Annotated in this window: 15 protein-coding genes and 3 pseudogenes; 11 read left to right on the top strand and 7 right to left on the bottom strand. The window is 57.9% G+C overall.

The window, feature by feature from the left end; translation table 11 throughout:
• Positions 1–85 precede the first annotated feature (85 nt).
• From N8E89_RS29425 to N8E89_RS20690, 5 genes are all read left to right on the top strand, one after another.
• Positions 86–817, top strand: coding sequence for a DEAD/DEAH box helicase (locus tag N8E89_RS29425; RefSeq protein WP_410010439.1), 732 nt, complete (start codon positions 86–88; stop codon positions 815–817).
• Entirely contained in the window at positions 753–2,621 is a 1,869-nt protein-coding gene (locus tag N8E89_RS20675) for a helicase-related protein (protein ID WP_410010440.1), read from the top strand. The genes N8E89_RS29425 and N8E89_RS20675 overlap by 65 nt, the downstream gene beginning before the upstream one ends.
• Positions 2,618–3,334 (top strand): ligase-associated DNA damage response endonuclease PdeM, encoded by a 717-nt coding sequence (gene pdeM / locus N8E89_RS20680; RefSeq protein WP_410010441.1) that lies wholly within the window; start codon positions 2,618–2,620, stop codon positions 3,332–3,334. The genes N8E89_RS20675 and pdeM overlap by 4 nt, the downstream gene beginning before the upstream one ends.
• Positions 3,335–3,399: 65 nt before the next feature.
• On the top strand, positions 3,400–3,618 hold the full coding sequence (locus tag N8E89_RS20685; RefSeq protein WP_262263026.1) for an AbrB/MazE/SpoVT family DNA-binding domain-containing protein: 219 nt from the start codon (positions 3,400–3,402) through the stop codon (positions 3,616–3,618).
• Positions 3,605–3,943 carry a type II toxin-antitoxin system PemK/MazF family toxin gene (locus tag N8E89_RS20690; protein WP_262263027.1) on the top strand — a complete coding sequence of 113 codons (339 nt, stop codon included), beginning with the start codon at positions 3,605–3,607 and terminating at the stop codon, positions 3,941–3,943. Before N8E89_RS20685 ends, N8E89_RS20690 begins: the two co-directional genes overlap by 14 nt.
• 8 nt (positions 3,944–3,951) lie before the next feature.
• On the opposite strand, the gene N8E89_RS20695 is transcribed toward N8E89_RS20690, so the two are convergent.
• On the bottom strand, positions 3,952–4,413 hold the full coding sequence (locus N8E89_RS20695) for an Lrp/AsnC family transcriptional regulator (RefSeq protein WP_106665446.1): 462 nt from the start codon (positions 4,411–4,413) through the stop codon (positions 3,952–3,954).
• A 121-nt stretch (positions 4,414–4,534) separates the two neighbouring features.
• Between N8E89_RS20695 and hppD the strand changes: the two are divergent.
• From hppD to N8E89_RS20710, 3 genes and pseudogenes are all read left to right on the top strand, one after another.
• Positions 4,535–5,648, top strand: a pseudogene (gene hppD, locus N8E89_RS20700) (4-hydroxyphenylpyruvate dioxygenase).
• A gap of 65 nt (positions 5,649–5,713) precedes the next feature.
• Entirely contained in the window at positions 5,714–5,944 is a 231-nt protein-coding gene (locus N8E89_RS20705; protein WP_262263028.1) for a type II toxin-antitoxin system Phd/YefM family antitoxin, read from the top strand.
• Entirely contained in the window at positions 5,941–6,318 is a 378-nt protein-coding gene (locus N8E89_RS20710; protein WP_262263029.1) for a type II toxin-antitoxin system VapC family toxin, read from the top strand. The genes N8E89_RS20705 and N8E89_RS20710 overlap by 4 nt, the downstream gene beginning before the upstream one ends.
• Before the next feature lie 44 nt (positions 6,319–6,362).
• On the opposite strand, the gene maiA is transcribed toward N8E89_RS20710, so the two are convergent.
• From maiA to hmgA, 3 genes and pseudogenes are all read right to left on the bottom strand, one after another.
• A complete protein-coding gene (gene maiA, locus N8E89_RS20715) occupies positions 6,363–7,010 on the bottom strand; it encodes a maleylacetoacetate isomerase (RefSeq protein ID WP_262263030.1) in 648 nt (215 codons plus the stop codon).
• Complete coding sequence (locus N8E89_RS20720; RefSeq protein ID WP_262263031.1) at positions 7,000–8,013, bottom strand: fumarylacetoacetate hydrolase family protein; 1,014 nt, start codon at positions 8,011–8,013, stop codon at positions 7,000–7,002. Before N8E89_RS20720 ends, maiA begins: the two co-directional genes overlap by 11 nt.
• A pseudogene (hmgA, locus tag N8E89_RS20725) lies at positions 8,010–9,345 on the bottom strand (homogentisate 1,2-dioxygenase). The gene N8E89_RS20720 and the pseudogene hmgA overlap by 4 nt, the downstream one beginning before the upstream one ends.
• Before the next feature lie 82 nt (positions 9,346–9,427).
• Between hmgA and N8E89_RS20730 the strand changes: the two are divergent.
• From N8E89_RS20730 to N8E89_RS20740, 3 genes and pseudogenes are all read left to right on the top strand, one after another.
• Positions 9,428–9,871 carry a MarR family winged helix-turn-helix transcriptional regulator gene (locus N8E89_RS20730; protein ID WP_262263032.1) on the top strand — a complete coding sequence of 148 codons (444 nt, stop codon included), beginning with the start codon at positions 9,428–9,430 and terminating at the stop codon, positions 9,869–9,871.
• A 75-nt stretch (positions 9,872–9,946) separates the two neighbouring features.
• Complete coding sequence (locus N8E89_RS20735; RefSeq protein ID WP_113173802.1) at positions 9,947–10,174, top strand: CopG family transcriptional regulator; 228 nt, start codon at positions 9,947–9,949, stop codon at positions 10,172–10,174.
• Positions 10,174–10,607, top strand: a pseudogene (locus N8E89_RS20740) (TA system VapC family ribonuclease toxin). Before N8E89_RS20735 ends, N8E89_RS20740 begins: the two are co-directional and overlap by 1 nt.
• Before the next feature lie 9 nt (positions 10,608–10,616).
• Here the strand turns inward: N8E89_RS20740 and N8E89_RS20745 are convergent.
• From N8E89_RS20745 to N8E89_RS20755, 3 genes are all read right to left on the bottom strand, one after another.
• Complete coding sequence (locus tag N8E89_RS20745; RefSeq protein ID WP_106665436.1) at positions 10,617–11,378, bottom strand: ABC transporter permease; 762 nt, start codon at positions 11,376–11,378, stop codon at positions 10,617–10,619.
• Positions 11,375–12,301, bottom strand: coding sequence for an ABC transporter ATP-binding protein (locus tag N8E89_RS20750; RefSeq protein WP_262263033.1), 927 nt, complete (start codon positions 12,299–12,301; stop codon positions 11,375–11,377). The genes N8E89_RS20745 and N8E89_RS20750 overlap by 4 nt, the downstream gene beginning before the upstream one ends.
• Positions 12,302–12,497: 196 nt before the next feature.
• Positions 12,498–13,718 (bottom strand): MFS transporter, encoded by a 1,221-nt coding sequence (locus N8E89_RS20755; RefSeq protein WP_106665434.1) that lies wholly within the window; start codon positions 13,716–13,718, stop codon positions 12,498–12,500.
• Positions 13,719–13,824: the final 106 nt, after the last annotated feature.

The following is a 13,824-nucleotide window of genomic DNA, read 5'->3' on the forward strand; positions in this document are numbered from 1 at the left end:
AACGAAGATAGGCCGCATTTCGCTCCATGCAATCCTGACAAACAAGGCCTTGGCGCATTGAATCAACACCACTACATTCGCCGCCGTGAGCACGAGCAAAGTACCCCTCGCCGATATCGGCACCCCTCTTCTGCCGCCGCCTTTCCTGAACTGGTTTCAGGCCAAGGGCTGGTCGCCGCGCGTGCATCAGCTCGATCTACTGCTGGAGGCACAACAGGGGAACTCAACCCTCCTGATCGCGCCCACCGGTGCCGGCAAGACGCTGGCTGGATTTCTTCCGGCTCTGGTCGACCTTGCAAGCCGCGGCAAAAGCAACACAACGAGCCGCGGCGTCCATACGCTTTATATTTCACCGCTGAAGGCGCTGGCTGTCGACATTCGCCGCAACCTCGAAAGGCCTATCGAGGAGATGGGACTGGATATTTCGCTGGAGACCCGTACCGGCGATACGCCCGCCTACAAGCGCCAGCGGCAGAAACTGGCGCCGCCGGACATCCTGCTGACGACGCCGGAACAGCTGGCGCTGCTGATTTCAGCCAAGGACGCCGGGCGTTTCTTCGAAGACCTGCGCTATGTAATCTTCGACGAACTGCATTCGCTTGTCACTTCCAAGCGTGGTCACCTCCTGTCGCTCGGGCTGGCGCGGCTGCGCCGTCTGCAACCGGGCGTGCAGACGATCGGTCTGTCCGCCACGGTCGCCGAACCCGATGCACTGCGACGCTGGCTCTTGCCACAGAGCGGAGATCTCGGCGATGGCCAGCCTCGTTACGGTGGAGGGCGGCGCGAAGCCGCACATCACCATCCTCGAAACCGATGACCATGTACCATGGGCGGGGCATTCGGCGGTCTATGCGCTGCCGGGTATTTACGATGCGATCAAGCGGCATGGGACCACGCTGATCTTCGTCAATACGCGCAGCCAGGCCGAGCGCCTGTTTCATGATCTGTGGATGGCGAATGACGATAATCTTCCAATTGCGTTGCATCACGGCTCGCTCGATGTCAGCAAGCGCCGCAAGGTCGAGCAGGCAATGGCGGCGAATGCCCTGCGCGCCGTGGTCGCCACCTCGACGCTGGATCTTGGTATTGACTGGGGCGACGTCGATCTCGTCATCCATGTCGGTGCACCCAAGGGCGCAAGCCGCCTCGCCCAACGCATTGGCCGCTCCAATCACCGCATGGACGAACCATCGCGCGCCATCCTCGTTCCCGCCAACCGCTTCGAGGTGATGGAATGCCAGGCGGCGCTCGATGCCAATTATGTCGGCGCGCAGGATACGCCGCCGCTCGGCGACGGTTCGCTCGACGTGCTGGCCCAGCATGTGCTCGGCATGGCCTGCGCCGAGCCGTTCCATGCAGACGATCTCTATGCAGAAGTCTCCACCGCCCTGCCTTACGCAGCGCTGCCGCGCGAAACCTTCGACCGCATCGTCGATTTCGTCGCGACCGGCGGCTACGCGCTGAAAAGCTATGAGCGTTTCGCCAAGATCCGCCAGACTGTCGATGGCACGTGGCGTGTGACACATCCGCGCTTTGCCCAGCAATACCGGTTGAATGTCGGCACCATCATCGAGGCGCCAAGCCTGAATGTTCGCTTGACGCGCCAGCGTGGCAAGGGCGCCAATGCACGTGAAATGATCAAGCGGGGAGGACCGGTGCTTGGCAAGGTGGAGGAATATTTCGTCGAAGGGCTCAGTCCCGGCGACACGTTTTTCTTCTCCGGACGTGTGTTGCGCTTCGAGGGTATCCGCGAGAACGAGTGCATCGTATCGAACGCCGAGGGCTTCGACGCCAAGATTCCGGCCTATGCCGGCGGCAAGTTCCCGCTGACCACCTATCTCGCCGATCAGGTGCGCTCCATGCTCGCAGATCCCAAGCGCTGGGGTGCCCTGCCCGATCAGGTCAGCGACTGGCTGCGCATCCAGCGTGACAGGTCCGTCCTGCCGCAGCCGGGCAGCCTGCTTGTCGAGACATTCCCGCGCGGCGAGCGTTCCTACATGGTGACCTATCCATTCGAAGGCAGGCTGGCGCACCAGACGCTCGGCATGCTGCTGACGCGGCGGCTGGAGCGGGCCAAGGCGAGACCGCTCGGCTTCATTGCCACGGATTATGCGCTCACCATCTGGGGACTGCGCGACATGGGCCGCATGTTCAAAAAAAATGAGCTGCCGCTGTCAGAGCTCTTCAACGAGGACATGCTGGGCGACGACCTTGAGGCCTGGCTGGCGGAAAGCTGGATGCTGAAACGCACCTTTCGCAACTGCGCGCTCATCTCCGGTCTCGTGGAAAAACGCCACCCTGGTCAGGAGAAGTCCGGCCGGCAGGTGACAGTCTCGACGGACTTGATTTATGACGTGTTGCGGGAGCATGAGCCGGACCACATCCTGATCCAGGCGACGCGTGCCGATGCCGCAACGGGCCTTCTCGACATTCGCCGTTTGGCCGATATGCTAAGCCGAATCAAGGGGCATATCGTGCACAAGGATCTCGACCGGATTTCGCCGCTCGCCGTTCCCGTGATGATGGAAATCGGCAAGGAACGCGTTCCCGGCGAAGCGCACGAGAGGCTGCTGGAAGAGATCGCCGACGAGTTGACCCGCGAAATGATGGACCACAGATGAATTTGGCATTTCAGGCGACGAAGACAGCCTTGCACGGCACGGCCGAAATGGCCGTTGCCGGGCAGCGGGCCGTGTGCGATCCGTCGGGGGCGCTATACCTCGACAGGGACCGGATTCTCGTTGTCTCGGATCTGCATTTCGAAAAAGGCTCGTCCTTTGCCCGGCGTGGGATGCTGCTGCCGCCCTATGATACGGCAACGACGCTGGCGGCGCTTGCCAAGGTCATTGCGCGCTACAATCCGGTCTGCGTGATCAGCCTCGGCGACAGTTTCCATGATGGCGATGCAGCGGCCCGCCTGCCTGCACTTTATGCGGCGCAACTTGCCGTGCTGATGGCAGGACGGGAGTGGATCTGGATCACCGGCAATCATGATCCGGAGCACCCCGCGGATCTGCCGGGCGAAACGTTTGCCGAACTCGCATTTGGCAATCTCGTCTTCCGGCACGAGCCGTCGAAGACGCCCTGCCCCGGCGAGATCGCAGGACACCTGCATCCGGCCGCCAAGGTGGTGCGGCGCGGACAGGCGGTGCAACGGCGCTGTTTTGTCAGCGACCAGTCGCGCGTGATCATGCCGGCCTTCGGCGCCTATACGGGCGGGCTCAACGTTCTTGGCCGGGCATTTCACGGGCTGTTCGATGCCCACGCGATTACGGCCTATATGCTCGGCCATGCCCGGGTCTATCCGATGGTAAGGAAGGCGCTTTATATTTGAATCCTATGCGACGCGTGCTTGCAATTGGTAAGGAAATTCCTTACTTTCCGTGCAAGGAGATGCACATGATTACCAGCAAAATGACCAGCAAAGCGCAGACGACGATACCGCAAGCGGTCCGTATGGCTCTTAATCTGAAGCCTGGTGACGAAATCGCCTATCAAATTGAGGACGGTCGCGTGATTCTCATGCGGACGGAAGGTAGCGCGCTGACCGATGACCCGTTTGCAACGTTCTCAGAGTGGGACAGCGAAGCGGACAGAAATGCCTATGCCAACCTTTAAGGCTGGCGACGTTGTGCGTGTTCCATTTCCATACACCGATCGGAACACCCGCCAGCACCGGCCTGCCTTGGTGATTTCAGGTGGCGCGATTGGTGACAATCAGGAACTTCTGTGGGTGCTGATGATCACCAGTGCAGCAAACCGGCCCTGGCCAGGGGATGTTCCTATACTTGCCCATCATGATGCAGGCCTTCCTGCGCCTTCAGTCATTCGGCCCGCCAAGATCGCAACAATGGAAGCTTCACATGCCGACAAACTCGGAAATGTCACGAAAGCAACTTTCAAGCAGGTCATGCAAGCAGTTGATGCAATCCTGAGCGGATAGGTCAGAGGTCATATCGGCAAGCGACCGTCTTCCTTCAGGGTGTCGAGCACGATGGCGGTTTTGACATGCTGCACGGATTCATGCGGCAGCAGGATTTCATTGACGAACGTGGAAAGCCCGCGCAGGTCCGGCGTCACGACCTTGATGAAATAATCCATCTCTCCAGTCAGCGCATGGGCTTCCATCACTTGCGGCAGGTTTGAAATCAGCTCGGAAAACCGTTGCGCATTGTCCCGGTTGTGCGTTGCAAGGGTCACCGAGATGATGTTGACGATGCCGAGGCCAAGCTTTTCCCGGTCAATTTCTGCCCGGTAGCCGCGAATGTACCCTTCCTCTTCCAGCCGGGTACGGCGGCGTGAACATTGCGAGGGCGAGAGGTTGATTCGCTCGGAAAGCTCGTTGTTCGTCAGCCGGCCATCTTCCTGCAGGCAGATGAGTATTTTGCGGTCAGACGGGTCAAGCTGTTCCATTCATGCATCCTTTGCTTCAAATACGCACGAAACATGCAAACCCTACATCATAAGAGCTTTGAAATGCAAGCACATTGCGGGCGCTTTGCGCGATAATGGCGCCAACCAAATGGAGGATGATATGGGCCCGTTTCCGCATGACGCACCGAAGGCGGTCATCAGCAAAGACAACCCGGCCGGAACGGACGGATTTGAATTTGTCGAATTCTCCCATCCCGAGCCGGATAAGCTGGAAGAGCTGTTTGCCCGCATGGGCTACATGCCGGTTGCCCGCCACAAATCCAAGAAAATAACTGTGTGGCGCCAAGGCGATATCAATTACATCCTCAATGCAGAGCCTGGGTCCCATGCCACGCGATTCGTAGAAAAGCATGGTCCATGCGCCCCCGCCATGGCCTGGCGCGTGGTGGATGCAAATCACGCTTTCAATCATGCGGTGGCCAAGGGTGCGACAGCCTATGAAGGCGACGACAAGACGCTCGATGTCCCGGCGATTGTCGGTATTGGCGGTTCGATGCTGTATTTCATCGAAACCTATGGGGACAAGGGTTCAGCCTATGACGCTGAGTTTGAATGGCTCGGCGAGCGTAATCCGGCGCCGGAAGGTGTCGGTTTCTATTATCTCGATCACCTGACGCACAATGTGTATCGCGGCAACATGGATAAGTGGTGGGCGTTTTATCGTGAGCTGTTCGGCTTCAAGCAGATCCATTTCTTCGACATTGCCGGGAAGCTGACGGGCCTCGTTTCGCGTGCCATCACCTCGCCGTGCGGCAAGATCTCGCATTCCGTTGAACGAATCGACCGACGACAAGAGCCAGATCGAGGAATACCTGCGCAAGTACAACGGCGAAGGCATCCAGCACATCGCCGTTGGCACAGAAGCGATCTATGACGCGACCGACAGGCTTGCTGACAACGGACTGAAATTCATGCCCGGTCCGCCGGAGACCTATTATGAAAAATCGCATGAGCGCGTGCACGGGCACGACGAGCCGATCGAGCGGATGAAGAAACATGGCATTCTCATCGATGGCGAAGGGGTGGTCGATGGCGGTATGACCAAAATCCTCTTGCAGATTTTCTCCAAGACAGTCATCGGGCCGATCTTCTTCGAATTCATCCAGCGCAAGGGTGACGAGGGCTTTGGCGAGGGCAACTTCCGCGCGCTGTTCGAGTCGATCGAGGAAGATCAGATCCGCCGCGGCGTGATCAAGATCGAGGCTGCGGAGTAGGCGACAACAGCAGCATTGCACCGGGTGAAAATATGACCTAAATTATGGTCATAAGGAGCCTTGCTGTGAACATTTCAATTGCGCAAGCGAAAGCCAGATTCTCAGAACTTGTCGCCCGCGCACAGTCGGGCGAGGAGATCGTCCTCACGCGTCACGGCAAGGCAGTCGCAACCATATCGCCCCTGCCCAATCACAATGTCGAGCCCGGTACCTTGATCGGCGCCCTGAAGGGACGCGTGAAGATTTCGGACGACTTCAATGATCTTGGCCCCGAATGGGATGACTACGTCAAGTGAGCCGTCCGCTCTACCTCATCGACACGCATGTGCTGCTCTGGGCTGTCAGTGATGATCGGAGACTTTCACGGTCGCAAAGGGCCATCCTTGAGCAGGGTGATGGTCTCATCGTCAGCGTCGCCTCGATTTGGGAGATCGCAATAAAACGCGCCTCGGGCAAGCTTGTCCTCGATGGCAATATTGTCGAGACGGTCAGGGGGCACAACATCCCCTTCCTTGCGGTCAACGCGTTGCATGCGGCGCGGACGGAGCATTTGGGCGATCACCACCGGGATCCCTTTGACCGCATGCTCATAGCCCAGGCGCAGATGGAAAATCTGACAATCCTGACATCGGATAAGATATTCAGCCAGTACGATGTGACCGTTATCTGACATCCATTGTTCCCCGGATGAGCAGCGGGCCGTGTCAACAATGACTAAACGGTCGGCTTCACCCGATCCGGATGCGCGGCACCAAAGGCTTCTATTGCCTCGCAATGTCCCGCAATTGCGTTGATGCGGGCAAGGTGGCCGATCCCTGCGCCCCAGCGCCTGGCGTTGTAGACCTGCGGAACCAGGCAAAAATCCGCCATTCCGGGTGTGTCGCCGTGGCAGAATTTACCCGTATCGGGATGATCCAGCATGTTCTCAAACGCCACGAGCCCCTCAGAAATGAATTTGCGCATCCAGGCGCTTCGGGTCTCTTCGGTTCCCCCCGTCAATTGCATGACATGCGATATCGTGCCCAGGTTGCAGACAGGATGGATCTCCATGGCGATGGCGTGGGACAGCGATCGCACGCGCTGGCGCCCCACCGGGTCGGCCGGCAGAAAGCCGGCACCGGGATGGGTCTCGTCAAGATATTCGATGATCGCCAGGGATTGCGTCATCATGTGACCGTCTATGGCGAGCGCCGGTACCAGACCCTGGGGGTTGCGGCACAGATGGTCGAGACCCTTTTGCTCGTTCGCCAGAAGATTGACGGAGACGGATTCATACTCAAGTCCAAGAAGGTTGAGCGCAATGCGCACCCGGTAACTGGCGGATGATCGCCAATAGTCGTAAAGGATCGCCCTAGCGCCCATAATGCGTCACCTGCTGCTCGATGGCGCCAAAGATCGAACGGCCATGTTCGTCCTTCATCTCGATACGAACAATGTCGCCGAAGCGCATAAACGGCGTCTGTGGTGCGCCAAGATCGATCGTCTCGATCATGCGGATTTCGGCTATGCACGAATAACCGGCGCCGCCGTCCTCCACTGACTTGCCCGGTCCACCGTCGAGCTTGTTGGACACCGTGCCGGAGCCGATGATGGTTCCGGCGGCAAGCGGCCTCGTCTTGGCGGCATGGGCAATCAGCGTTGGAAAATCGAAGGTCATGTCGATGCCGGCATTGGCCCGGCCAAAGGATTTGCCATTGAGATCGACATGCAGCGGCAGATGCACCTTGCCGCCATCCCAGGCATCGCCCAGCTCGTCAGGTGTCACTGCCACCGGTGAAAATGCCGATGAAGGCTTGGACTGAAAGAAGCCGAACCCCTTGGCGAGCTCTGCCGGAATGAGCGCACGCAGGCTGACATCGTTGACCAGCATGATAAGGCGGATAGCGTCGCGCGCTTCATCCGTGCTCGCACCCATGGCCACCTCGTCGACGATCACCGCGACCTCGCCTTCCATGTCGATGCCATAGGCCTCTTCCGCCACCCAGATCGGCTCGCGGGGTCTAAGGAAACTGTCGGAGCCACCCTGATAGAGCAAGGGATCGGTCCAGAAGCTTTCAGGCATCTGCGCGCCGCGCGCCTTGCGCACCAGCTCGACGTGATTGACATAGGCCGATCCATCCGCCCACTGATAGGCACGCGGCAACGGCGACAGGGCGTCATGCTCGTGAAAGCGCTCGAATGGGACCGCGCCGAGTTCAAGGCCGGAGCTTAACGCTTCAAGATGCGGCGCGATGCGCCCCCAATTATCGAGGGCAGACTGGAGGGTCGGTATCAGGAACGAAGCGTCGGTGTAGCGCGTCAGGTCCTTCGATACGAGGACGAGCCTGCCGTCGCGCGTTCCATTGGTCAACGAGGCGAGCTTCATGTGTTTTTGGCCTCCTCTGGCCAATGGCCCGCAACGGTTCCGTTGAACCGCTTTTTCAGGTCCTTCCAGCAATCGGCATAATTGTCCTGAAGCGAGTCCAGCTCCGCTGCAAAACGGGTCAGATGCTGCGGGAAACGCGTTTCGAACATGAATGCCAAGGTGTTCTCCAAACGCTGCGGCTTCAGGTCCACCGTCGAAGCCTTGTTGAAACCCATGGCGTCGGGACCATGCGGCAGCATCATGTTGTGCAGGCTCATACCACCGGGCACGAATCCCTCCCTCCTTGGCATCGTACTGACCATATACAAGTCCCATGAATTCCGACATGATATTGCGATGGTACCAGGGCGGGCGAAAACTGTGCTCCGCCACCAGCCAGCGTGGCGGAAAAATCACGAAATCAACATTGGCCGTTCCCTCTTCACCCGAGGGCGCGGTGAGCACGGTGAAAATGGATGGGTCGGGGTGATCGAACAGGATCGCGCCGACGGGCGAGAAGGTGCGCAGGTCATATTTGTACGGCGCATAATTGCCGTGCCAGGCCACGACGTCGAGCGGCGAATGGTCGAGCGTGGTTTCATAGAACTTGCCGCACCATTTCACATGGAGGCGGCATGGTACTTCCTTGTCCTCGTAGGCTGCGACCGGCGTCTTGAAATCGCGGGGATTGGCCAGGCAGTTTGCACCGATCGGGCCGCGGTCGGGCAGCGAGAATTTTGCGCCGTAGTTCTCGCAAATGTAACCGCGAGCCTCGCCATCGAGTGCTGCGACCTTGACCATCATGCCGCGCGGGATGACGCAGATTTCCGAAGGTTCGACCTCGATGAGGCCCATCTCGGTGAAAATGCGGAGCCTGCCTCGCTCTGGCACCAGCAGCAACTCGCCATCGGCATTGAAGAAATAGTCGTCGACCATGTCACTGTTGAAGGCATAGACATGCGCCGCCATGCCCGCCTGCCCATGCACATCGCCGGCAGTGGTCATGGTGCGGATACCGTCGATGAAATTGACGGGCTCTTTCGGCATGGGCGTCGGGTTCCAGCGCAGTTGCCCGATCGGCAGTTCATGATCATCGAGATTGGGTGCAGTCTTCCAATGGTCGCGCCTTGCAGATGCGAACCGCCCGCTATGCTTGACGGAGGGGCGGATACGATAGAGCCAGGAGCGCTCGTTGATGCCGCGCGGGGCGGTGAAGGGGGAACCGGAAAGCTGCTCGGCATAGAGCCCGTAGGCGCAACGCTGTGGCGAGTTCTGTCCCTGCGGCAGCGCGCCGGGCAGGGATTCCGTTTCGAAGTCATTGCCGAAGCCCGGCATATAATGAAGAGCGGCCATGGTTCTTCCTCCTGGACCAATTTAGTTGCAATTGTGACGATATATTTTGTAACTATCAACGCTAAACAGGGATTTTGAAGCAATGACAGACGAGAGGCCGCCGCTGATACTGGAGGACTTCATCCCCTACCGGCTGAACAAAGCGGCGGAGGCCGTCAGCCAGCGCTTCGCCCGTCTCTACCGGGATCAGTATGGTCTGACACGGCCGGAATGGCGAACTCTGGCGACGCTCGGCCAGTTCGGTATACTGACAGCAACGGCCATTGGCGTGCATTCATCCATGCACAAGACCAAGGTTTCGCGGGCAGTCTTCGCGCTTGAGCAGCGGCGCTGGCTGCAACGCAAACGTGACGAAACTGACCGGCGCATCGAGAATCTGGAGCTCACGGCTGCAGGGCGCAAAGCATATAACGAGCTTGCCAAGGTTGCGCATCAATTCGAGGCGGAGCTTTTGTCAAACCTCGGTTCAAAAGGCGAGAAGGAGCTTAAGGCCGGACTGGCTGCGTTGGAAGCCTATTTTGGATAGAGATATTCTTGATATTGCCTTTGGAACACTCCATATTGATGTGTGATGTTTGATGCTCGATGTTTGGAGATTGAAATGCGAACGACTTTGGCTATTGATGACGACGTGCTTGCGGCAGCAAAAGGCTTAGCCGAACATCAAAACAAGACAATCGGCGAGGTCATATCAATGCTTGCCCGGAAATCTCTACAGGCGCCAATTGCCAGCATAACCGAACGTAACGGTGTACCGCTGCTTACTGTAAAGGATGGAACTCCCGTTACGATGGAGTTCGTCAATCAGTTGCGCGATGAATTGCCCTGATGACATTTTTGCTCGACGTCAATGTGCTCATTGCGCTGTTTGATCCAGCACATATTCATCACGTTTCCGCGCACAATTGGTTCGCAGAGATTGGTCAGTCCGCTTGGGCCACTTGCCCCTTACGGAGAATGGTGTCATTCGCATTATCGGCGACGCGCGCTACCGGAATTCCCCCGGTTCTCCAGCTGCGATTGCGTCGTTGTTGGCAGTTTTTACGTCCAGGCCCGGCCATGAGTTCTGGGCGGACAGTATCAGCCTTATGAGGTCAAAGCTGATAGACCAGTCGAGACTGCTAATTTCGAGTCAGATTACAGACACCTACCTTCTTGCACTTGCAAGATCCAATGAAGGCCAGTTGGCAACTTTTGACCGGCGCTTGGTGACTGACGCTGTGCCCGGTGGAAAAGATAACCTTCACCTGATCGAATTGTGACTCTGCACCTTAACTCTTCAATCTATAGCCCGTCCTGAAGATCCAGCGCAGCACCAGCATGCAGGCAATGAGGAACACTGCCGTCATGGCGAGGCTCGTTCCGATATGCACGTCCGACAGGCCATAGAAGCTCCAGCGGAAACCGCTGATGAGATAGACGACCGGGTTGAACAGCGTCACCGTCTGCCAGAATGGCGGCAGCATGTCGACCGCATAGAAACTGCCGCCGAGGAAGGTGAGCGGCGTGATGATCATCAACGGCACAAGCTGGAGTTTTTCAAAACCATCGGCCCAAATGCCGATGATGAAACCGAAAAGGCTGAAGGTGACGGCAGTAAGGACCAGGAAAAGCAGCATCATGAAAGGATGCTCGATCCGCAATGGCACGAACAGCGCAGCCGTCGCCAGGATAATCAGGCCGAGGATGATCGACTTTGACGCAGCTGCCCCGACATAGGCGATGACGATCTCGACATAGGAAACGGGTGCCGACAGGAGCTCGTAGATCGTACCGACGAATTTCGGAAAATAGATGCCAAAGGAAGCGTTCGAGATGCTTTGCGTCAGCAGCGACAGCATGATGAGGCCCGGTACGATGAAAGCGCCGTAGCTGACCCCGTTGATCTCCGGAATACGGCCGCCGATGGCCGAGCCGAAGACGACGAAATAAAGGCTGGTGGAAATCACCGGCGAGATCACGCTTTGCATGATCGTGCGCCATGTGCGGTGCATTTCGAACAGGTAGATTGCCTTGATGGCGTAGAGGTTCATTTGCGTTCCCTCACGAGACTGACGAAGATTTCCTCCAGCGAGCTTTCCTTCGTCTGGATATCGTTGAAGCGGACTTCGGCCTTGTCGAGATCTTTCAGCAGTGCGGTGATGCCGGTGCGCTCTTTTTGGGTGTCGTACGTATAGATCAGCTCGGCGCCATCCGGCGACAGTTCGAGGCCATACTTGGTCAGCGCTTCCGGTACAGTTTCGCGCTTTCCCTGCAAATGCAGCCGCAGCTGCTTCTTGCCGAGCGAGCGCATCAGTTCGTCTTTTTCCTCAACCAGAATGATCTCGCCGTGGCTGATGACACCGATCCGGTCAGCCATCTGCTGGGCTTCCTCGATGTAATGCGTCGTCAGGATGATGGTCACGCCCGACGCGCGCAGAGCGCGCACGACATTCCACATGTCACGCCGCAATTCGACGTCGACGCCGGCGGTGGGCTCGTCCAGAAACAGGATCTCCGGCTCATGCGACAGCGCTTTGGCGATCATCACGCGGCGCTTCATGCCGCCAGAGAGGGTCATGAGCTTGGAGTCTTTCTTATCCCAAAGTGACAACTCTTTCAGGATCTTCTCGATGTGCGCAGGTTTTGCGGGTTTGCCGAACAGACCCCGGCTGAAGCTGACCGTATTCCACACCGTCTCGAAGGCATCCGTCGTCAGTTCCTGGGGAACGAGGCCGATCTTGGTGCGCGCTGCACGATATTCCTTGATGATATCGTGGCCGTCGGCGAGGATTGTTCCCGACGTCGGGTTGACGATGCCGCAAATCGTGGAAATCAGGGTGGTCTTGCCCGCGCCGTTGGGCCCGAGCAAAGCGAAAATCTCGCCGTGGCGGATCTCGAGATTGATGTTCTTCAGCGCTTCAAAACCGGTCGAATAGGTCTTGTAAAGACTGGAGACAGAGATGGCTGAGGACATGAAGGTACCCGGAAAGGAATTTCGGTCTGGACGTGTTTAGCAGAACGCATCGCTAGATGCGAAGCATCATTGGGAATGATGTTGCTTATATGGAGGTGCTTGGCAGGTTTTCAAACCACCCCCGCTGACAATTGACGTCAGCAGACTGCCCTGGACAAGAAAAAGCCCGGAAGAAGGTCCCGGGCTCTTCTGGTGATTATGCTGCGACGCTTTCTCCGCGAACTTCCCGCATGCTTGGCAGAAAAATTGTCAGCAGACCCAGGAATGGCAGGTACGAACAGATCAAATAGACATAGTCGATGCCCTTGATATCGGCAACGAAGCCGAGCACAGCGGCGGCAATGCCGGCCATGCCGAAGGCGAAGCCGAAGAAGATCCCGGCGATCATGCCGACGCGGCCCGGCACCAGTTCCTGCGCGAAGACGACAATGGCAGGAAAGGCCGAGGAGAGGATAAGGCCGATGAAGACGGTCAGGACGCCGGTCCAGAACAGGCTGGCGTAGGGCATCATCAGCGTGAACGGCAGGACACCGAGGATCGAGAACCAGATCACCGCCTTGGTACCGATCTTGTCGCCGATCGGTCCGCCGAGAATGGTCCCTACACCGGCCGCGCCGAGGAACAGGAAGAGCATCATCTGCGACTGTGGCACCGATATGCCAAACTTGTGGATGACGTAGAAGGTGTAATAGCTGGAGATGCTGGCGAGATAGATGTTTTTGGTGAAGACCAGCAGCGTCAGGATGATCAAGGACATCACGACCTTGCCCCGCGGCAGTTTCAGCTGCCTGCTTGCGGCCGGCCTGTTGGCATTGGCGGCGCGGTAGCGCTGGTACCAGCTGCCGACCTGGTAGAGAATGATCATTCCGATCAAAGCTGCCAGCGAAAACCAGGCGATACTCTGCTGGCCACGTGGCAGGACGATAAAGGCCGCAAGCAGCGGGCCGCTTGCGCTGCCGAAATTACCGCCGACCTGAAAGAACGACTGGGCGAGACCATGGCGGCCACCGGAGGCCAGCCGGGCCACGCGCGAAGATTCCGGATGGAATATCGAAGAGCCAATGCCGATGAAAGCGGCGCCTGCAAGCAGCATCACATAATGGGTAGCGATGGATAGGAGAACAAGCCCGACAAGTGAGAACGCCATGCCGACAGTCAATGAATAGGGCATCGGGCGCTTGTCAGTATAGGTGCCGACAATGGGCTGCAACAGCGATGCGGTGACCTGGAAGGTCAGCGTGAGAAAGCCGATCTGCTTGAAATCGAGGCCATAATTCTGCTTGAGCATCGGATAGATGGCCGAAAGCAGCGATTGCATCATGTCATTGAGAAAATGGCAAAAACTCACGGCAAATATGATGGCAAATACGGTGGTTTCAGCGGAACTGCGCTGCGCAGGCATGGCGGTATCGGTCATTTAGCGTTTCCATCGAAGAATGAGGGCATTATCGCAAACGACTGCGGCGCCCTTCTGAGCCACTGATATACCTGTTGCGCCCAACCTGCTTTCGTGGTTTGGTCCA

It is taken from the genome of Phyllobacterium sp. A18/5-2 (genome assembly GCF_025452215.1).
GTDB classification, from domain to species: domain Bacteria; phylum Pseudomonadota; class Alphaproteobacteria; order Rhizobiales; family Rhizobiaceae; genus Phyllobacterium; species Phyllobacterium sophorae.